We start from the raw sequence: 18,727 nt of genomic DNA, 5'->3' as shown, positions 1-18,727 counted from the left end.
TACCGTTTTCTGGGCGTACGGCCGGGCGAAACCAAAATAGTCGGGCTCTTTTTGCTGCACAATGTTCTGCTGGGCATTGGGACTATTCTGGTGTACGTGGCGGCCAACGTATTGCTGCTCGAAAATCAGCCGGAGCGCAATCTGCCGCTGGCCTACTGCGTGAGTGCGGTAGCCATGCTGGCAGTGGGGCGGCTCTATGCCTACGGTGAGCACCGCTGGCCGCTGCGCCGGCTGGCCGCGCGGGCCCTGCTGGCGTCGCTGGTCCTGACGCTGGTGCTGAGCGTGGTGTTTCTGGCCGGCGCGCCGGTAGCAGCGGCGGTAGCCATCATGGTCGGCTACCGGCTTATCTACCTGCTCACCAGCCTGGAGTTCTGGGGCATGTCGGCGGTGGTGTTCAATGTGCGGCAAAGCCGGCGGCTGTTCAGCATCATCAGTGCCGGCGACATGCCCGCCAAGGCGCTGGGGGCGCTCCTGGCCGTGTTCGTGCACCTGCACTACGACCTGTATTTTCTGCTGCTGTCGGCGTTTGGGCTGTATGTGCTGGCGCTGTCCGTGCAGCGCTCGGCTTTTGGGGCCAAGGCACTGGAGGCGCGGCCCCTGCCCCCCGGCCGGGCCGGCCACCCGCCGCAGGGCCATCGGCTGGTGCTTCTCATGGGCCTCAGCCTGACGGCCATAGCGGTAGTAGGGGCGGGGGTGGAATACCTGTTTTTTGTGAACGTGAAGCAGAAGCTGCAGACCCAGGGCAGCATGCTCTATTACGTAGGCAGCGTGCTGGCCCTGACCTATATGCTGGCTACCGTGTTCAAGCTGCTGGTGGCCCGGCACGGCCTCGACCGGCTGGGCCTGCGCTGGGCGCTGGCGGTTCTGCCACTGGCCGCGCTGGCAGGCATTGGGCTGTATGGGGTGCTGTCGACGGCCGGGGTGGGGCCAATGGGGCAGATGGCTTACTTCTGCGGCCTGTACCTGGGGCTGGAAGTGCTGCGCCGGGCCGTGTTCGAGCCGGTGTTTCTGGTGTTGTTTCAGCCGCTGCCCCGCGCGGGCCGGCTGCGGGGCCATACCTGGGTGAAGAGTTTCTACGAGCCGCTGGGCCTGGGCCTGGCCGGGCTGCTGCTGCTGGGGCTGTACAGCTATCCGGATGCCGGGTTTCCGGGCTGGGCCCCGTTAGGCTGGGTAGCCATTTTCCTGCTGGCAGTGCTGGTGCTGCTGCAGGGGGCTTACCGCCAGTATCTTGTCGAGCTGAAAAACACGCTGGGGCTGCGCTTCACTGTTGCTTCGGCTGAGCAGGCCAGCCAGCCGGCAGCACCGGCTGCCGCAGAGCCGGTGCTGCCGGCCGCAGAAGTCCTGACCGCGCTGCGGCACCTGCATCGAATTGATGCGCCGCTGCTGCAGCGGTATGCCCGGACGCTGCTGCGCCACCCTAAAGGCCCGGTGCGCCGTCAGATACTGGCCCTGGTTGGTGAGCATTCGGAGCCAGCGCTGCTCCGCTACCTCATCCTGCACGACCCCGATGCCGGGGTTCGGGAACTGGCCAGCCACCTGGCCAGCCGGCACCCCGGCACAACAGATTTGCTGCTGCACCCGGACATGGCTGTGCGAAAAGGGGCTATCCAAAGCCGCCTGGAAGCTGCCCCTGCCGATGCCGAGGCGCGCGCCAGCCTGGCCGGCCTCGTGGCTATGGACTGCTACCAGGCTACAGCACTGGCGCTGGTGCGGTTTCTGCCCACTGAGCAGCAGGTGAGGCTGATCATCACCGGCTTGTGCCACCCCGAAGAAACCACCGTGCAGGCCGCCACCAGGGCTGCCGCCGCAGTAGCGCCCGAGGTGCTGACCGACCATGTAGTAGGGCTGCTGCACCACAAAGCGGCCCGCAAAGCCGCGGCCGAGTGTCTGGTGAAGGTGGGAGAACCGATTCTGCCGTTTCTGCAGCAAGTGCTGGCGCGCGAAACCGATGGCCGGCTCCTGCGCGAGCTAAGCCAGGTGTGCCGCCGCATCGGTACGCCGGCCAGCCGGCAGGTTCTGGTGGGCATGGCCCAGGACAGCAACCTGCACGGCCGCGCTGCCGCGTTGCGGGCGCTGAGCAGCCTGCCCAGAGTAGCTGCCGATGCGCCGCTTTTTCAGCGGCTGGTAGAAGAGGAGATGCGCCTCGCGCAGTATATGCTCCACAGCATGACCAGCGCTACTGCCGAACTGCGAACCACGCTGCGCTACGAGTTGCGCCAATGCCAGCAGCGGCTGCTGGGCCTGCTGATGCAGCTCTACGAACAGGCCCCGCTGCTGACTGCCCAGCGGGGGCTCGCGCACGCCGGTGAGCGGCAGGCCAATGCTCTGGAAATCCTCGACAACCTGATTCCGCGGCCGCTGTACCTGGGCCTGCAGGCGTTGCTCGATGTAGGGCGGCTCAGTGAGAAAGTCCAGACGTTTGAGAGCCTGCTGGGGCCGGCCGTAGCAGCCGAGCCTATCCAGACGGCCATTGTGCGTCGCGGCACAGCGGCCTTTTCTGCCTGGACCGTAGGCGTAGCGCTGCGCCAGTGGCACCCCGCCCCCAATACCGTGGGGTACCTGTATCCGCACCTGCAAACCTCCGACCTGCTGGTGCAGCAGAGTGCCGAGGCCGTGCTGTGCCGGCTGCCGGTGCAGCGCCCGGCCTCCTACGACCAGTTACTGTTCCTGTACCCAACCCTCGCCATGCATCCCGCCCTAACTGACCCCGGTTCTGATTCTGCTGTTTCCTTTCTGGAGCGCGTCCGAATGCTGAAAAGCACGGCCCTGTTTGCCCAGACTCCCGAAAACGTGCTGGGCACCATTGTGCCCATCATGCACGAGGTAGTTTACGGGCAGGATGAGGAAATCTTCGCCAAAGGCACGCTGGGCACCTCGCTGTTCATCATCTATGAAGGCGAAGTAGGCATCTTCACCAAAGGACAATTGCTTACTTCATTCAGTAAGGGCGAGTTTTTTGGCGAACTGGCCCTACTCGATGCCGAGCCCCGCTCCGCTTCTGCGGTGGCGCTGCGCCCGGTGCAGGCCTTCCGCATCGACCAGGATGACTTCTACGATGTGACCGAGGAATGCACCGAAGTAGTACGCACCATCATGCGTGAGCTATGCCACCGGCTGCGGCATCAGAACGAGAAAATGGTCCAGAGCCAGCCCGACAACGAGTCTGTTGTGCATTCCGGGTAGCTATGCCGCCGCCGATACTATGCCGGCCGCAGCGGACGTTTCTCCAGAATCAGGTTGGTCCGGAAGGTGTTGAGGCTTTCTTCCAGCCCCACGGGGTAGGTGTGCGGGTTCAGGAAACGGCGGATGCTGGGGTCAAGGCCGAGGACTTCGCGGTGGGCGCGGGCCCGGCTTTCCTGCAGGGTAGGCAGCTGATGCACCAGCTCGCCGCGACGGAAGATGGGTTCCAGCAGTTCCCGGTAGGGGGCGTCGGGGCGCACCGGGCGGCGACGGGTGGCATCTACCGGGTCCACAATGGTGAGTTGCTCTGGCAGGGGCCCGGCGGTGTTGTAGAGCATGTCGGCGCGGGGCTGGCCTTTCTCGCTTTCGTAGCGGCGCACCTGCAGAATACCGGGGATGCTGGTTTTGGCGAGCTGCTCGGAGAGCTTGATGGTGAAGTCCCAGCCTGAGTTATCGGGTTTGCGCAGGGCGGCCATCTTGTACACGCCACCCAGGGCCGGCTGGTCGTAGGCCGTTACGAGTTGGGTGCCGATGCCCCAGGTGTCTATTTTGGCACCCTGCAGCTTGAGGCTGGTGATAAGGTTTTCCTCCAGGTCATTGCTGGCCACAATGCGCACGTTCTCGAAGCCGGCCTCGTTGAGCAGGGCCCGGGCTTCGCGGCTGAGGTAAGCTAGGTCACCGGAATCAAGGCGGATACCGCCCAGTTCGTGGCCGTTGGCGCGCATCTCGCGGGCTACCTTGATGGCGTGGCGCACGCCTTCCAGCGTGTCGTAGGTATCCACCAAGAACACCGAGTCGTCGGGGAAGGCTTTGGCATAGGCCGTGAAGGCTTTCACTTCATCATCAAAGGCCATTACCCAGCTGTGGGCGTGGGTGCCCTTCACCGGAATGTTGAAGCGCTGCCCGGCCAGTACGTTGGAGGTAGCATCAACCCCGCCCAAATACGCGGCCCGGCTGGCGCTCAGGCCCCCATCAAAGCCCTGGGCGCGGCGCAGCCCGAATTCCAGCACGGTATCGGAGCCGGCTGCTTCCCGGATGCGGGAGGCTTTGGTGGCAATCAGGGTCTGGAAGTTCACGAGCGTGAGCAGGGCAGTTTCCACCAGCTGCGCCTGCAACAGTGGCCCCTGCACCCGAATCAGGGGCTCGTTGGCGAAAACCACGGTGCCCTCGGCAATGGCATCCACATCACAGGTAAACTTCAGGTCGCGCAGGTAGTCCAGGAACTCCTGCGGGAACATGGCCGCCCCTTTGGCGCTTTTCAGGCTGCCGAGGTAGGCGAGGTCGTCTTCTGAGAAGCGCAGGTTCTCCAGGAAATCAACGGCGTAGGCCAGTCCGGCCGCTACGGCATAGCCCCCGCTAAAAGGCGGGCGGCGGAAATACAGGTGAAATACGGCCTCGCGGTCCTGCATACCCTGCTGCCAGTAGCCGTAGGCCATGGTAACCTGGTAGAGGTCGGTGAGGAGGCTGAGCGAAGGCGCGTACAGGCCGGAAAGCGGAGCAGAGTTCATGCAAAGCAACGGTTGAGACGCCGAAGCTTACGCAGAATATTTAATTCCGTCTCGTCCGGGCCTTCGTCGGTTGCTACGGGCAGCGGCTTTGTAGTAGCAAATCAGCAGTTTCCCGGCGCATTACAGGCATAGCGAGCTGGCGCCCCTACGGCGTGTATTTGCCGCTTGGCCATATTGCATCAGGCGTCCTGTGGCAGATGGCTAGGCTGCTATAGCGGTGTACGTGCGGTGCCTGCGGGTAGGCTGCGAGCGGCAATAGGAGGCTGCCTCCAGCAAGGTGGCCACTACCGGTGGCCGCTGATGCCCCGGCAAAGCCTGTACGGTGCCCTGCAACCCGTCGGCAAGGTGGCAAAGCACCAGATTTACCTGTTTGCTTTGCAGTAGTTCGTAGTAGTTGCCCAGAAGCTGCAGCACCTCAGCCGGCAGTTCCGGCAGCTGGCTACAGTCGACCCACACGCTGGCTTTGCCGCTGGAGCAGGCCCTTTGCAGTGCCCGCTGCAGCACTTTTTCGCCGGCTGCGTGGGCAGCATCAGCCAAAATCAGCAGGTAGCTGTCTGGCAGAATCTCACGGTATACGTCCATCATAAAAACTGCCTTAATGCGCTCAATCCCTCACTTACACAACTTCCCCGCAGAGTACACCGGGAAACCCCGGCCGTGGCAGGTGCATGCGCCAGCAACAAGTAAACAAACGACTTAGCACCCGGTGGCGCTGTTTGGCTACGGTACTATTCGATAGTGTAAAAGTATAACAGGGGTAAAAAATAAAAAAGTGTTAAATACTGATTTGTACAGCGTTATAAGTACGTAGTTGTGGGGGCTGCTTCCCGTAGCCCGAACTACACCAGCCCGTTGGAGACGGCGAACCTGATGAGGGCGGCGGTGTTTTTGGCCTGGGTTTTCTCGATGATGTTCTGGCGGTGGGTTTCGATGGTGCGCTTGCTGGTGAAGAGGCGGTCGGCTATTTCGGCGCTGGTCAGGCCCTCGGCAATCAGGCGCAGCACCTCCAGCTCCCGCTTCGATAAGGTGAGGGCCGGCCGTAGCGGGTCAGCCAGAGCGTCGGAGGGCTGGTGCAGCTTGCGCAACAGCTCCAGCGCAATTGTGGTGCTCAGATACGGCTGGCCCCGGGCCACCGTCGTTATGGCGTAGATGAGCTCGGCGCGGGTGGTGTTTTTCAGCGCGTAGCCCAATGCCCCGCTCCGCAGCGTCTGGGCCACATATTGCTCGTTATCGAGCATGGAAAGCACCAGAATGTTGAGGTCGGGGTACTGCTGGCGCAGCAGCGGAATGGTATCAAAGCCACTGAGGCCGGGCATGTTCAGGTCCAGCACTACCACGTCGGCCGGGGTAGTGGGCAGCAGGTTCAGAAGGGCTTGCCCGTCGCCAGCCTCGCCTACTATCGTCAGGCTGGGTTCGGTTTGAACTAAGGAACGGATACCGTCCCGGATAATCGGATGGTCGTCGGTGAGTAGTACGCGAATCATAACAGGCAATAGCAGGCCCTGAAAACCATGGGCCAGTCTGGTCCGGGGCTACACTATAATCAGGCAACACTCCGGAAGGCGAGGTCCCGAAAAACCTCTTCCCCGAAAGTATTACATAAGCTCTCCGCAGGCCAATACAGCCCGCAAAAGCCGTACTTACCCGGAGCTATTCGGGCGCGGAGCCGGCTGTATGTCCGTATAAATACGTGGGAAGCACGGGCCGGGGTATACAGAAAACGGGGTAGTGGCCGAAATAGCTGGCTTGAAATCTGCCTGTCCTGTGGTGTAAATCCGGCCTTGCGCGGCGCAACGCCGTACCGGACGAACGTACGGGAACCCGTCGCCGTTTGGTGACTACCCGGCACCTGCTTCCTGACTTGTTCCACGCCTCTTGCTACGTCTTGCTATGATACGAGTATTTTTAACCGACGACCACACGATTCTGCGGGATGGCATCCGGGCGCTGCTGAGCCTGCAACCCGACCTGGAGGTAGTAGGCGAGGCTTCCAACGGCGAAGAACTGCTCAGCCAGCTGGCCACCACTCCCGTCGATGTGGTGCTCATCGACATCAACATGCCCGTGATGGATGGCTTCACCACCATGGGCCATCTGCGGGAGTCGTATCCGGACGTGCGGGTGCTGGTGCTTTCCATGCTCGACCACGAGAGCTACGTAAACCGGATGCTGGAAGCTGGCGCCGATGGCTATGTGCTCAAAAACGCCGACATAGCGGAGATTTCGCACGCTATCCGGACGGTGGCCGGTGGGCGGCCTTTTCTGTGCACGGAAATAGGCCTCGACATGCTGCAGAAGCTGGTGCGCAACGCGCCGCCTTCCGATGGCACGCGCCCGCGGTCAGGGGATCTGTCGAAGCGGGAGCTGGAGGTGCTGCGCCTGATTGCCGAGGGCCTGACCAGCGCCGAAATAGCTGACCGCCTCTTCACCAGCAAGCGCACCATCGAAACCCACCGCCAGAACATCATCGAGAAAACCCAGGCCAAAAACACCGCCGCCCTCATCAGGTTCGCCGTCTCCAACGGCTTACTGGAGAAGCAGTAGCGCTTTAGGCCGGCTCTTCGCCAATCAGCACTTCGGTAGGCAGGCTGCCCGGCCCATATTCCAGCTGCGCGGCCAGTTGGGCCACCGCCGACAGAAACGACTGCAGGGCCGTAGGGAAGCCCGCCTGGGGCTGCTCAGGCTGCTGGTAGTCGAGAAATACGGCCGGGTTTTCTGGTACTCGGCTAACCCAGCGCCGGGCCTGCGCCTCGGAAACAGCCCGAGGAGCGCCGCGCCAGATCATCTGATAATCGGGTTGCTGGCTTAGCTCGTTGTGCTTGAAATACAGGGGGATGCCTTCGGGTAGGGCATACAGGCACAACCGGCGCCCGCGCGGCGCTGGTGACAGAAAAAGGCATTCCATTACTGATAACCAAAGGCAAGAGGTGTGTAAGCGGGGGTACTCAGAGCGTGGCCCATATACGCCGATAGCCAGCGCAATGGATTGTTGAGCTAACAGGATCACTACAAAATTGTTAATTATACCGGCAAAACCAGCTGGTTATTCCTGTTAAAATGAAAAACCCTCTCTGCGTAATGCAAAGAGGGTTTTAGTGTAGCCGCGACGGGAATCGAACCCATATCAAGCGTTTAGGAAACGCCTATTCTATCCGTTGAACTACGCAGCCGGCGGGCCGGCACAAAGGTAGTCCGAAACAAAAGACGACCCAAACCAGCCTACATCTTGTAGAGCAGCGCAATACCAAACGACAGAGCCGTCAGAATCAGGCCGACCATGAAGATGGTGTAGCTGATGCGCAGCAGCCGGTATTTGCGGGTCAGCACGTCGCCGAGGTAGTAGATGTCCGTCACCATGTTGGTGTAGAGGGCGTCTTTCTGGGCCATCAGCTGGTTCATGCCATGCTGGAAGTCGTCGAGGCTGAGCTTGTTGAAATTGCCGAAAAACAGGAGGTTGACGCGGCGGTTGGTGGCAATCTGGGGGCTGCGCTTCAGCCATTTGAAGCTCGTGACATCGGGCTGGGCACACAGAATAGCCGACACCACAGACCCCAGCGCCGTGGCCAGCAGCAGCCCAATCGGGATGGTGAGCACCGGATTGTTGACGATAGTGGGGCTGAGCACGCCGGACTTGGTACCGGCCTTGGCCCCGAGGTACGTGATGATAACCGACAGCAGAATGGCGTTGAGGCTGATCATCATGTTGGCCTTTTTATCGGCCATGTCCGAGAGCTTCATGTGGTTGCTGTACATGGTGCGAAACATCGTTTCGATGCCGCGCTTGGGCTCCGCGAATGTGCCGGTTTCTTCCTCTTCCTTCTTTTTCTTCTTCTTCTCGGTTTTTTTCAGCCGGTCGCGCTGCTCCTTGATGTTGGCTTTAAACTGCTCTTCGTAGCGGCTCGTGGCCACGTCGGTATGGAACTTGGCGCCGTGCAGAAAGTCCAGCTGCGACTCGGCCCACTCCACGTTAGAGTAGGTTTTGCCCAGCGTCGTTTCCCATTCGGCCCGCAGCAGCTCGGCATTGGCAAAAAAGTCCTCGCGGCCCATACCGCTCATGTCGGCATCGGCGAGCAGCTGCTGCAGCGGCGTTTCGCAGGGCTCGTTGCGGTGCGTGCCCCGAATGGTGTCCTTCACCAGCGCAATGCGCGCGGCCGGGTAGCCCTGCTGGCTTAGCCACTGCTCGGCCAGCTCCATGCTCCGGTACTCGTGGCCGTCGTAGGTTTCTATGTAGCCGGCATCATGAAACCAGGCCGCCAGCAGCAGCGCCTCCTGGTCGGCGGCATCGAGGCCGGCATCTTCGCCCAGCTTGCGGGCTTCCTTCACCACAGCCTTTGTATGGGCCAGGGAATGATAAACTATCTGCTTGGGAAGCTTTTCCTCAAGTAGCTGCGTGATATAGGCTTTGGCCTGCTTCAGAATCTCTGATTTTTCGGCCTGGGGGGGCTGGAGCGTTTCCGTGGGTTCCATGGAAGAAGAAAGGGTGGGGTAGTGGCGGCAGAGGCCTCCCGCCCGCCTTTCAACGCGAATCGGCGGGCGGGGTTTTTCCGGCCCGGCTCAACCGTGGCCGGTTAGTTTGCGTAGGGCAGGCACCCGGCTTCTATCTGTGCCGGGTAAGGTTAGCCGTTTGGGTAAGTTACTCGTATTTCCACGAACTGCCTGCGCGTGCTGGCTGCGACCTGACGGGGCTAGTGCCCGCTCTTTCCCTCTACTGCCTCTCTATGAAGCGCTTTTTATTGTCTTGTGGCTTGCTGCTGACAGCCTGCATGGCTCCGGCATGGGCCCAGAAGCCGACCCAGACCCCCCACACTTCCCGCCCCAACTACAACCACGGCAGCGAAAACTGGGAATCCAGAACGCCGCCCGACAGCACCCGCCTGCGTTATACCGTCTTTCTGATCGGGGACGTGGGCAAGCCCATTGAAACGGCCAAAGGAGGGGAGCCTTCCCTGAACTACCTGCGCAAGCAGATTCTCTCGGCCGGCGCCAAAAGCACCACCATCTACCTCGGCGACAATATCTACGAGTACGGCATGCCCGAAGAAGGCGCCTACGACCGTAAAGAGTCGGAGCGCCGGATTGTGGACCAGCTGAACGTGCTGCGCAACTACGCCGGCGAGAAATACATGATTCCGGGCAACCACGACTGGAAGCAGGGCAGAAAAGGCGCCGTAGACCAGGTAAACCGGCAGCAGCGCTTCGTGGAGAACTTCATGAGCAACGACTCGGCGGCCTTCTCCTACACCGGCGACTTCTTTATCCCGCGCGACGCCTGCCCCGGCCCGTTTGAGGTGCGCCTGCAGGACAATGTGGTGATGATTGCCATCAACTCGCAGTGGTTTCTGCAGGGCGAAGGCGAGCGGCCCTACGGCTCGAACAGCGGCTGCGGCGTAGCCAATGAAACCGACTTTTTCACGCAGCTCGAAGACATCATCAGCCAGAACAAGGACAAGAACATCATGGTGGTGGCCCACCATCCTATCCTGTCCGACGGCATTCACGGCGGCTTTTTCACGCTCGCCGACCACATCTTCCCGCTGTCCATCGTCTATAAGTATGCTTTTCTGCCGCTGCCGGTCATCGGCTCGGTGTACCCGTTTGCGCGCAAATACGGCGGCATCTCCCAGGACATTCCGCACCCGCTTTACCAGGCCTATAAGAAGGGGCTGGAAGACATTTTCGCCAAGCACCCCAACATTGTATATGCTGCCGGCCACGAGCACAACCTGCAGTATTTCAAGGCCGATACCTACCACCAGATTGTGAGCGGCTCGGGCTGCAAAACCCAGCACGTGCGCACCGGCCGCGACGCCGACGCCCATTTCTCGGATAAGGAGAAAGGCTTTGCCCGCGTGAATTACTACGACGATGGCCAGGCGTGGGTGGAGTTCTGGATTCCGAACGGCGCCGGCGAAACCGGCCGCCTCGTCTACCGCACGCCGCTCTATGCCCAAACGCCCGTAGCTACCGACAGCGTGGCCGTGCCGCTGGCCGGCCTGCGCCCCAATTTCCGCGACAGCACCGTGACGGTGGCCGTGAATACCCGCTACGACGACCGCAGCCGCTTCCATAAGTTCCTGTTTGGGGAGCACTACCGCCGCGAGTGGGCCACCCCCGTGACGTTCCCGGTACTGGACCTGGCAACTGAGAAAGGCGGCCTCACGCCCTACAAGATTGGGGGCGGCAAGCAGACGGCCTCGCTGAAAGTACGCAACGAAGAGGGCCGCAACTTCACCATCCGCAGCCTCAACAAAGACCCTTCGGCGGTGCTGCCGGAAGCCCTGCGCACCGGCGCCGCCGCCGATATCCTGCAGGACCAGATTTCGGCGCAGCACCCGTTCGGGGCTCTCCCGATTCCGCCCCTGGCCTCGGCAGCCGGCATTCTGCACACCAACCCCGAGCTGCGCTACATTCCGCAGGATCCGCTGCTGGGGCAGTACCTGGAGCGGTTCGGCAACACGCCCGGCGCTATCGAGGAAGACGCTAAGGACGACCAGAGCAACGTGGCCTCGCTCGGCAACGCCAAAAACCTGGTGGGCACCGACAAAGTGTTTGAGCGCATCACCGACGACAACGACAACCGCGTCAACGAGAAAGCCTTTGCCCGCTCGCGCCTCTTCGATATGTGGATCGGCGACTGGGACCGGCACGAAGACCAGTGGCGCTGGGCTGAGAAAAAGGACAAGGACGGCGACCGGAAGTTCACGGCCGTGCCCGAAGACCGGGACGTGGCTTTCTTCAAAGGCGACGGCCTGTTTCCGTACCTGGCTTCGCGCAAGTGGGCCATCCGTAACTTCCAGAACTTCGGCAAAGATTACGCAGACTGGAAAGGCCTCAACCTGACCGCCCTCAGCAACGACCGGGTGTACCTGGCCTCCGTGACCAGGGAGCAGTGGGTGCAGCAGGCCGAGGAAATGAAGGCCTCCCTGACCGATGCCGTAATCGAGCAGGCATTCCGGGAGCGGTGGCCCCAGCAGATCTACGATTTGCACGCGCAGGAAATCATCGGGAAGCTGAAAAGCCGCCGCGACCTGCTGCCCGAAGTGGCCGCCGACTACTACACCATGCTCAGCAAGGTGACGGAAGTGAAGGGCTCCAAGAAGCGCGAGAAGTTTGTGGTGGAGCGCCTGCCCGACAACAAAACCCGCGTTTCAGTCCAGAAAATCAACAAGGAGGGGGAGCTGACCAAAATGCTCTTCGACCGCACCTTCGACAACAAGGTGACCAAGGAGCTGCGCCTCTACGGCTTCGATGGCAACGACATCTATGACCTGAAGGGCGACGTGAAAAGCGGCCCGCGCATTCGGGTAATTGCCGGCACCGGCCGCGACTCCATCGTGGACCGCTCGAACGTGGCCGGTTTCCGCAACTACACGCACATCTACGACGCCGACACCGGCAACGTGATAGTGCCCGGCCGCGACACCCGCCTGCGTACCGAGCCCGGCATCGACGTGAGCCGCTACGATGTGCACAACCGCTCCGACCGCAAAGACTACACGCTCAACTACTTCGGCCCGACCCTCTATTTTGGCTATAACGTGGATGACCGGCTGTTTCTCGGGGGGGGCGCCACGTACCGCACCTACGGCTTCCGCAAGGAGCCTTACGCCTCAGAGCAAAGCCTGGCCGCCAACTATTCGCCTTCGCAGCGCGCCTACAATATCCGCTACCTGGGCCATTTCGTGGACGTAATCGGCAAGTACGACCTGCGCGTGAATGCCCAGTACTACGGCCCGCAGCTGCTCTACAACTACTTCGGCGAGGGCAACGACACGCGCAACATCCTGGCCGACGACGCCAGCACCCGCGCCCGCGACATCAACCAAACGTACCGGGTGCGCTTTTCGCGGCTCTACGTGAGCCCCGTGCTGGAGCGCGACGTGTTCAGCTTCCTGAATGTGGGCTTTGGTCCGCAGTACGACCAGTTTCAGGTGGAGCGCAACCCTATCGGCCGCGAAATTGCGGCGGGCCTCGACGAAAACAACAACGGCGTAAGCGGCGCCGCGCTGGGCATCCGCTCCTCCGACTTCCAGCTGAACCGCTACCTCGGGGGCCGCGCCTACCTGAACATCGACGCGGCTTCTTCGCCGAAAAACCCGCGGATTGGCCTGCGCTGGTACAACTCGGTGGAGTATAACTACCAGCTCAATGCCGAGAAGCTCAAGTACGGCCGCCTGGCCACCGAATTCCGGTTCTACCTGACGCCCAACTTCCCCTTCCAGCTCACCTGGGCCGGCCGCATCGGAGCCAACCGCAACATCGGCGACTACCGGTTCTACCAGGCCAACACGCTGGGCGGCACCACCAACCTGCGCGGCTACCGCCGCACGCGCTTTGCCGGCCGCTCGTCGGTGTTTGCCAACGCGGAGGTGCGCGTGCAGCTGTTCGAGTTCAACGCCTATCTGGTGCCCGGCAAGTTCGGTATCCTGGGCCTGGCCGATGCAGCCCGCGTGTACTCGCCCTACGACTCCCAGACCGGCATCAAAGCCTTCCACACGGGCGTTGGCGGCGGTGTCTGGGCCGATATTCTCAAGCAGGCCGTCATCAATGCCACATACTCGGTGGGGGAGGAAAACCTGGTTTTTGTGGGCTTCGACTTTCTGTTCTAGAGCGCCCACCACCCCACACTACTACAAGCCCGGCCGTACTGCTCGGCCGGGCTTTTTCGAAAGCACCTTCTGCTACAGTCCGGGCAAGAAATTGCGCCCGCAAACTCAGCCTTTTTACCTAAGCCTTCGTTAAGACCCAACATCCCCGCACTGTTGCCGTCTGACTGTTTTGTCTATGCTCACTACTACCAGGCTGCCCGCTCGTATGCTGCGCGCTCTTCCCTTGTTTGCGTTGTTAGGCGCTGCTGCTCCGGCGGCGGCGCAAGTGTTTCCGCCCCCCGTGCCCGCCACCGGCGATACTACCGCTACTGGCGCCATAGACCGGCAGGAGTTTGCCACGCCCTCGGTGGTAGGCATGGGCCCCAGCAAAGGGCTGGTGTTTCACTATGAGCGGATGCCCAAGTTCCGGGTTGCGTCCGATGCTAAGGTGGTGGGCCTGCAGGACTACTCCGCCGACGCCGAGAAAAACGCCCGGTTGGTCATCAAGGGCTACATTCCGATGCTCAACCGCCCGCACCTCAAGCTGATTATGGGCGTCAACTACGAGCGGGAGGAGTTCGAGTTCAAGAACGTGCCCACCCGCTACGAGCTCTACGACAACATCGAGGACAAGGCCCTGAAAACGCTGGGCGCGCAGCTGGCCGTTATCCGGCCGGTGAACACCGTCAACTGGTACATCTTCCGGATTAAGGGCGAGCTAAGCGGCGACTACACCTCGTCGGAGCTCAACGTGAGCGACTATCTGCGGGTATCATCGGAGTTTCTGTACGGCTGGAAGCGCAGCCCCACCTTTTCCTGGGGTATCGGGGCACAGCTGGGCTACACGTTTGGGCGGCAGAGCATCTACCCGGCCGTGCTCTACAACCGCACGTTCAACAACCGCTGGGGGGTAGAGGCACTGTTTCCGGCCCGCATCACGATGCGCTACAACGCCACGCCCCGCTCCCTGTTCTTCGCCGGCTACTCCGTTGATGGGTTCAACTACATCATCAAGCTGCGCAACGAGCTGAAACGCCAGAATGCCGAAGGAGACGCAATAGCCGACAAAAAGCCGCTCCGCACCCTGGAGCTGCGCGAAACGGAAGTGAAACTCCGGGGCCGCTGGGAGCGGGAAATCTACGACTTCCTCTGGTTCGGGCTGGAGGGCGGCTACCGCTACAACCACGCCTTCGACGCCTTCGACCGCACCAACGCCGACCGGGAAAAAATCATCGACAGCAAGTTTGCCGGGGCGCCTTATGCCTCAGTGGAGCTGTTTATAGTGCCGCCGCGCAAGTTTCTGAAGAAGACTACTGCCCCGCGCTAGGCCTGAGCCCTGCCAAGTCTCTCAGGCGGTCAGCCATTCCATAGTGGCTCCCTCATCCAGAAACAGGCGCAGCCGATAGGTTTGGGCCGGCGCCATGCCTTCTGCCAGCAACAGTTTTTGATCGGAGCTGCTGTCATAAACGGTGAGGCGGCCGGGCGAGCAAAGTGCGGCAATGCGCAGGGGCTGCGGCGCGAGCTGCGCGGCAGCCTGCGGGAAAAAGCTGCGCACGGTCCAGTCGGCAAATTCCGGCTGTAGCTCGTCGCGGCGGCGCACATCCAGCAGCCAGCGAGAAGTAGAGGTTTCTATAGCCAGCTGCAACAGCGCCGCAAAGTCGGCCTGCAGCTGCGCAATCGGCGCATCGGAGGGCCACCGGGCTATCAGCAGCCCTAAGTCGGGCCGGTGGGTGAAAGAGCAGGAAAGATAGGGAGCGGGCATAAGGGCGTGCCAAAAAAGCCCACTAATATACAGAACGCGCCTACACGACAACTACTCCGGCCGCACGAAGCTACGTGGGCAGAAACTACCTAAAACCGCGCTGCAACCAGCCGTCGGCTAGCTATGTGGCGGGTGCAGCCAGTTGAGAGCGGCGTGCTCATCGAGAAACACGCTGGCCTCATAAGGCTGGGCCGTTGAAAGAGCCCGCGCGACTTCGGGCGCTACCGAAGCGTCGGTGAGCATCTGGCTGTAGCGAAACGGCGAGCTGAGCACGGCCATGCGTAGCGTATAGGGCGCGAGGTGAGAAGCTGCGCGCGGAAAAAAATGGTCAGTGAGCCACAGAGTAGCTTCCAGGTCAAGCGGCCCGACACGACGGGCATCCAGCAGCCAGTAGGCGCAGTAGTGCTGGCGGGCCAGAGTCAGCAGCTGCTCGTAGCTGGTTTGCAGCTCAAGAAAACTGTTGGGACGTAGCCACCGCACCACCAGCATGTGCAGGTCGGGACGGTAGAAAAGCTCGAAGGCAACGGACTCAGGTGAGAGAGGAAGCATTGCAGGCCACACAAAGCTTAGATACTGGTCTGGCCGAATACGCCAATAAGCTGTGCCGCGCGCTTCCTGCGCAAGGGCCTGAGCAGCGCAGGTATGCCCGCCGCATCGTTCGGAGATAAAGAAGCTATAACAAAGTGGGATGGTGCAGAGGAAGCCGCGTAGGGCATGGTGGGGAAGAGCTACAGTTGAACGGCCCGCACCAAAGGCGCGGGCCGTAGATCTGAATATAGTACTTTCATTTTATTACGGGCACGCTGCTTGGGGTATTGCTTTCGATAGTGGTTAGCGGGCTCTGCGGCGGCTTAGCTTATTGAGGTACGCATAGGTGTCGAACTGAGCCCGCACCCGCCCGGCTTCGGCTGCATCCTGCCCTACGAAGTTGTTTTGCCAGTCCCTGGATTTCACATTGTCCTGGCGTTGCAGGTCCAGCAGATGGCGCACTTCGGCGCGCAGCTCGGGCTGCAGAATCGGGAAAGCCACTTCCACCCGGCGGTCCAGGTTGCGGGCCATCCAGTCGGAAGAAGCGACGTACACCTTCTCGTCGCCGCCGTTGCCGAACACGTAGATGCGGGCGTGCTCGAGGTAGCGGTCCACGATGCCACGCTGGCTGATGTTGGTGCTCTGGCCGTCGCGCCCCGGAATCAGGCAGGAAATGCCGCGTATCAGCAGCTCGATGCGCACGCCTGCCTCACTGGCCTCGTAGAGCTTCAGAATCATACGCTCATCCTGCAGCGCGTTTAGCTTAAGGATGATGTATGCGTCTTCGCCTTTCCTGGCGCGCTTGATTTCGGCATCAATCAGCGCATTCAGACGCTCGCGCAGCTCGAAAGGCGCTACCAGCAGATGCTCGAACTGGCCGGTCTTGTCGAGACGGTCCTGGAAATAGCGGAACACTTCCCCCACTTCGCCGGTCAGGCGTGGGTCGCTCGTGAACAGCCCGTGGTCGGCGTATATCCTGCTGGTTACTTCGTTGAAGTTGCCGGTGCTCAGGTAGGCGTAGAGGCGGTTGTGGCCTTCCTCGGCCCGCGTAATCAGCAGCATCTTGCTGTGCACTTTCAGCTCCGGCACGCCATAAATGACGTTGGCGCCGGCCTTCTGCAGCTTCTCGGCCCAGTACATGTTGCTTTCCTCATCAAAGCGGGCCTTCAGCTCCACCACCACCGTCACCTGCTTGCCGTGCTTCACGGCTTTCAGCAGCGCCTTGGCTACTTCGCTTTTGCTGGAAACGCGGTAGAGCGTGATGCTGATGCTGCTGACCTGTGGGTCCAGCGCAGCCTCTGTGATGAAGCGCGTGACGTAGTCGAACGACTGGTAGGGCAGGTTCAGCAGATGGTCGCGCTCAGCAATGGCGGGTATCATTTTGCCGGTGCGCGGCAGCGTGGGGTGGGGCAGGGGCGGGTGCGGCTCATACACGAGGTGCGAAAGGCCCAGATCCGGGAACCCGAAAAAGTCGCGGAAGTTGTGGTAGCGGCTGCCTTCCACCAGCTCGTCCTTGCCGATGCCGGTTTTCTGCATAATGGCCTTCAGCACCTGTTTGGGCATGGCCGGGTCGTAGAGCAGGCGGGCCGGGTAGCCGGTTTCGCGCTTCTGCAGGCTGCTCTTGATTTTGGCCATCAGGTTGCCGGACACTTCCTCCTGAATATCGAGCTCGGCGTCGCGGGAGAGCTTAATGGCGTGCACCTGCACCTTGCCAAACTTCGGAAACAGCGTGTGCGCGCAGCAGCGGATAACGTCATCGAGAAACATCACGTACCGCTCGTCGCCTTCGGCCGGCAGCTGCACAAACCGGCCGCCGTGGCGCTTGGTGGGCAGCTCCATCACCATCACCCGCTCGGTCTCGTCGTGGTGCTTTTTGCGGCTCTCGCCGGTGGGCTCCGTCAGGTAAAACGTGAGGTAGACGGCCTGGTCCTTGAGAAACAGGTGGTGCAGGTTGTCGTCGAGAATAGCGGGTGAAAGCAGGTCCTGCACGTGCTGCTCGAAATACTGCTGCACCCAGCGGCGCTGCTCCTCGCTCAGGTCGGGCTCGGCTACCAGATGGATGTGCTGGTCGCGCAGGGCGGGCAGCAGGCTGTTGCGGAACGTGTCGCCGAATTCTTCCTGCTGGCGGCCTACTTCGCTGAGCAGGTTGCTGAGCTGCTCGTTGGGGTCTTCGCCGAGCTTGGCGCGGGTTTTCTTTTTGAGCTTCACCAGCCGCCGTAGCGTAGCCACGCGCACCTTGAAGTACTCGTCGAGGTTGCTGCTGAAAATGGCCATGAATTTAAGGCGCTCCAGCAGCGGCACCTGCGGATTCTGGGCTTCCTGCAGTACGCGGCGGTTGAAAGCCAGCCAGCTCAGTTCCCGGTTTAGCAAAGCGGGCTTGGGGGCAGCAGACTTTTTTTCGGTCTTTTCCATGGGAGTGAAGTCAGGGGAATACAGCGCCATGCACTGCAAAAACGGGCCGGTAGCAGATGTGCTGGCTGGGCAGCCCGATTAAAGGAACTCGGCGGTACTGCCGGGCGCTGGCCGCTACTCGGCGTTGCGTGGGCAGTCGAAGAAGTAAAACTCGGCGTTGCTGCGGTCTACATCGGCCCAACGCTCGGTCTGGAAGTGCAGGCACACAATGGAGGCTGTGGGCATTTCTTCGCTAAGTGGGCTGGTCATCAATAGGTTGGCCAGGTCGGTGATGGTGTTGTTGTGGCCCACCAGCAGCACCGATTCAGCCTCGTCCGGCGACTCGCGCACCACCTGCAGCAGCGTCCGTACATCGGCCTGGTAGATTTCGGGGCGCACCTGAATCCGCTCGTGCGGGTAGTCTATTTCTTTGGCTACCAACGCCGCCGTGGTCAGGGAGCGGACGGCGGTAGAGGCCAGCAGCAGGTCGATACGCGCGTGGCGCCGGGCCAGGGCCTGGCCCATGCGCGGGGCGTCGTCGCGGCCCCGGTCGTTGAGGGGGCGCTGCTCATCGGAAAGGTCGTCGAAGCTCCAGCTGGATTTGGCATGGCGCATCAGATACAGGATTTTCATAAGACAGTAGGTGGGAGAAGGGAGTGGCGGGGCGCGGCAGGCCTCTTTACTACGGCCCCGGCAAAATGGTTATTCTGTGGCGCAAGCACAACGGCAAGATAACACGCCGGCCTGCTCCAGACAGGGCAAAAAGAAAG

The 18,727-nt window shown here is 61.4% G+C and carries 13 protein-coding genes and 1 tRNA gene; 4 read left to right on the top strand and 10 right to left on the bottom strand.

Features of this window, described 5'->3' with window-relative positions:
- Positions 1-51: 51 nt before the first annotated feature.
- The gene (locus tag BUE15_RS15080) at positions 52-3,183 is read left to right on the top strand and encodes a cyclic nucleotide-binding domain-containing protein (protein ID WP_139252326.1); all 3,132 of its coding nucleotides are present in this window, start codon (positions 52-54) and stop codon (positions 3,181-3,183) included.
- A gap of 17 nt (positions 3,184-3,200) precedes the next feature.
- On the opposite strand, the gene BUE15_RS15075 is transcribed toward BUE15_RS15080, so the two are convergent.
- From BUE15_RS15075 to BUE15_RS15065, 3 genes are all read right to left on the bottom strand, one after another.
- Complete coding sequence (locus tag BUE15_RS15075) at positions 3,201-4,688, bottom strand: nicotinate phosphoribosyltransferase (RefSeq protein ID WP_073286832.1); 1,488 nt, start codon at positions 4,686-4,688, stop codon at positions 3,201-3,203.
- A gap of 201 nt (positions 4,689-4,889) precedes the next feature.
- Positions 4,890-5,273, bottom strand: coding sequence for a hypothetical protein (locus tag BUE15_RS15070; RefSeq protein ID WP_139252325.1), 384 nt, complete (start codon positions 5,271-5,273; stop codon positions 4,890-4,892).
- A gap of 254 nt (positions 5,274-5,527) precedes the next feature.
- Positions 5,528-6,172, bottom strand: a complete 645-nt coding sequence (locus BUE15_RS15065) for a response regulator (protein ID WP_073286826.1) — start codon at positions 6,170-6,172, stop codon at positions 5,528-5,530.
- Positions 6,173-6,578: 406 nt separating this feature from the next.
- On the opposite strand from BUE15_RS15065, the gene BUE15_RS15060 reads away from it, so the two are divergent.
- Positions 6,579-7,232 (top strand): response regulator transcription factor, encoded by a 654-nt coding sequence (locus BUE15_RS15060; protein WP_073286823.1) that lies wholly within the window; start codon positions 6,579-6,581, stop codon positions 7,230-7,232.
- A gap of 4 nt (positions 7,233-7,236) precedes the next feature.
- Here the strand turns inward: BUE15_RS15060 and BUE15_RS15055 are convergent, their stop codons facing one another.
- The 3 genes from BUE15_RS15055 to BUE15_RS15045 form a co-directional block, all read right to left on the bottom strand.
- Positions 7,237-7,593: a hypothetical protein gene (locus BUE15_RS15055; protein ID WP_139252324.1), complete on the bottom strand. Its 357-nt coding sequence runs from the start codon at positions 7,591-7,593 to the stop codon at positions 7,237-7,239.
- Between the two features lie 193 nt (positions 7,594-7,786).
- Positions 7,787-7,858: transfer RNA gene (locus BUE15_RS15050), tRNA-Arg, on the bottom strand.
- A gap of 49 nt (positions 7,859-7,907) precedes the next feature.
- Positions 7,908-9,155: a Pycsar system effector family protein gene (locus BUE15_RS15045; protein ID WP_073286818.1), complete on the bottom strand. Its 1,248-nt coding sequence runs from the start codon at positions 9,153-9,155 to the stop codon at positions 7,908-7,910.
- Between the two features lie 251 nt (positions 9,156-9,406).
- Here BUE15_RS15045 and BUE15_RS15040 point away from each other — a divergent pair, with 251 nt between their 5' ends.
- Entirely contained in the window at positions 9,407-13,297 is a 3,891-nt protein-coding gene (locus BUE15_RS15040; RefSeq protein WP_244535958.1) for a metallophosphoesterase, read from the top strand.
- 175 nt (positions 13,298-13,472) lie between these two features.
- A complete protein-coding gene (locus BUE15_RS15035; protein WP_211617672.1) occupies positions 13,473-14,603 on the top strand; it encodes a DUF6268 family outer membrane beta-barrel protein in 1,131 nt (376 codons plus the stop codon).
- A gap of 21 nt (positions 14,604-14,624) precedes the next feature.
- Here BUE15_RS15035 and BUE15_RS15030 read toward each other — a convergent pair whose 3' ends face one another.
- The 4 genes from BUE15_RS15030 to BUE15_RS15015 form a co-directional block, all read right to left on the bottom strand.
- Complete coding sequence (locus tag BUE15_RS15030) at positions 14,625-15,038, bottom strand: hypothetical protein (protein ID WP_073286808.1); 414 nt, start codon at positions 15,036-15,038, stop codon at positions 14,625-14,627.
- 117 nt (positions 15,039-15,155) lie between these two features.
- Complete coding sequence (locus BUE15_RS15025) at positions 15,156-15,587, bottom strand: hypothetical protein (protein WP_139252322.1); 432 nt, start codon at positions 15,585-15,587, stop codon at positions 15,156-15,158.
- 282 nt (positions 15,588-15,869) lie between these two features.
- Positions 15,870-17,978, bottom strand: a complete 2,109-nt coding sequence (gene ppk1, locus BUE15_RS15020; RefSeq protein ID WP_073286954.1) for a polyphosphate kinase 1 — start codon at positions 17,976-17,978, stop codon at positions 15,870-15,872.
- 114 nt (positions 17,979-18,092) lie between these two features.
- Entirely contained in the window at positions 18,093-18,590 is a 498-nt protein-coding gene (locus BUE15_RS15015) for a SixA phosphatase family protein (RefSeq protein ID WP_073286802.1), read from the bottom strand.
- Positions 18,591-18,727: the final 137 nt, after the last annotated feature.

This window comes from Hymenobacter psychrotolerans DSM 18569, assembly GCF_900142395.1.
Classification (GTDB): Bacteria; Bacteroidota; Bacteroidia; order Cytophagales; family Hymenobacteraceae; genus Hymenobacter; species Hymenobacter psychrotolerans.
This window is presented reverse-complemented; position numbering and strand designations above follow the sequence as displayed.

What these genes read in the sequence shown, in the direction of transcription:
- BUE15_RS15065 (WP_073286826.1), bottom strand. Translation starts at nt 6,172, where the DNA reads ATGATTCGCGTACTACTCACCGACGACCATCCGATTATCCGGGACGGT.
- BUE15_RS15015 (WP_073286802.1), bottom strand. Translation starts at nt 18,590, where the DNA reads ATGAAAATCCTGTATCTGATGCGCCATGCCAAATCCAGCTGGAGCTTC.
- BUE15_RS15075 (WP_073286832.1), bottom strand. Translation starts at nt 4,688, where the DNA reads ATGAACTCTGCTCCGCTTTCCGGCCTGTACGCGCCTTCGCTCAGCCTC.
- BUE15_RS15025 (WP_139252322.1), bottom strand. Translation starts at nt 15,587, where the DNA reads ATGCTTCCTCTCTCACCTGAGTCCGTTGCCTTCGAGCTTTTCTACCGT.
- BUE15_RS15070 (WP_139252325.1), bottom strand. Translation starts at nt 5,273, where the DNA reads ATGATGGACGTATACCGTGAGATTCTGCCAGACAGCTACCTGCTGATT.
- BUE15_RS15040 (WP_244535958.1), top strand. Translation starts at nt 9,407, where the DNA reads ATGAAGCGCTTTTTATTGTCTTGTGGCTTGCTGCTGACAGCCTGCATG.
- BUE15_RS15060 (WP_073286823.1), top strand. Translation starts at nt 6,579, where the DNA reads ATGATACGAGTATTTTTAACCGACGACCACACGATTCTGCGGGATGGC.
- BUE15_RS15045 (WP_073286818.1), bottom strand. Translation starts at nt 9,155, where the DNA reads ATGGAACCCACGGAAACGCTCCAGCCCCCCCAGGCCGAAAAATCAGAG.
- BUE15_RS15035 (WP_211617672.1), top strand. Translation starts at nt 13,473, where the DNA reads ATGCTCACTACTACCAGGCTGCCCGCTCGTATGCTGCGCGCTCTTCCC.
- ppk1 (WP_073286954.1), bottom strand. Translation starts at nt 17,978, where the DNA reads ATGGAAAAGACCGAAAAAAAGTCTGCTGCCCCCAAGCCCGCTTTGCTA.
- BUE15_RS15030 (WP_073286808.1), bottom strand. Translation starts at nt 15,038, where the DNA reads ATGCCCGCTCCCTATCTTTCCTGCTCTTTCACCCACCGGCCCGACTTA.
- BUE15_RS15055 (WP_139252324.1), bottom strand. Translation starts at nt 7,593, where the DNA reads ATGGAATGCCTTTTTCTGTCACCAGCGCCGCGCGGGCGCCGGTTGTGC.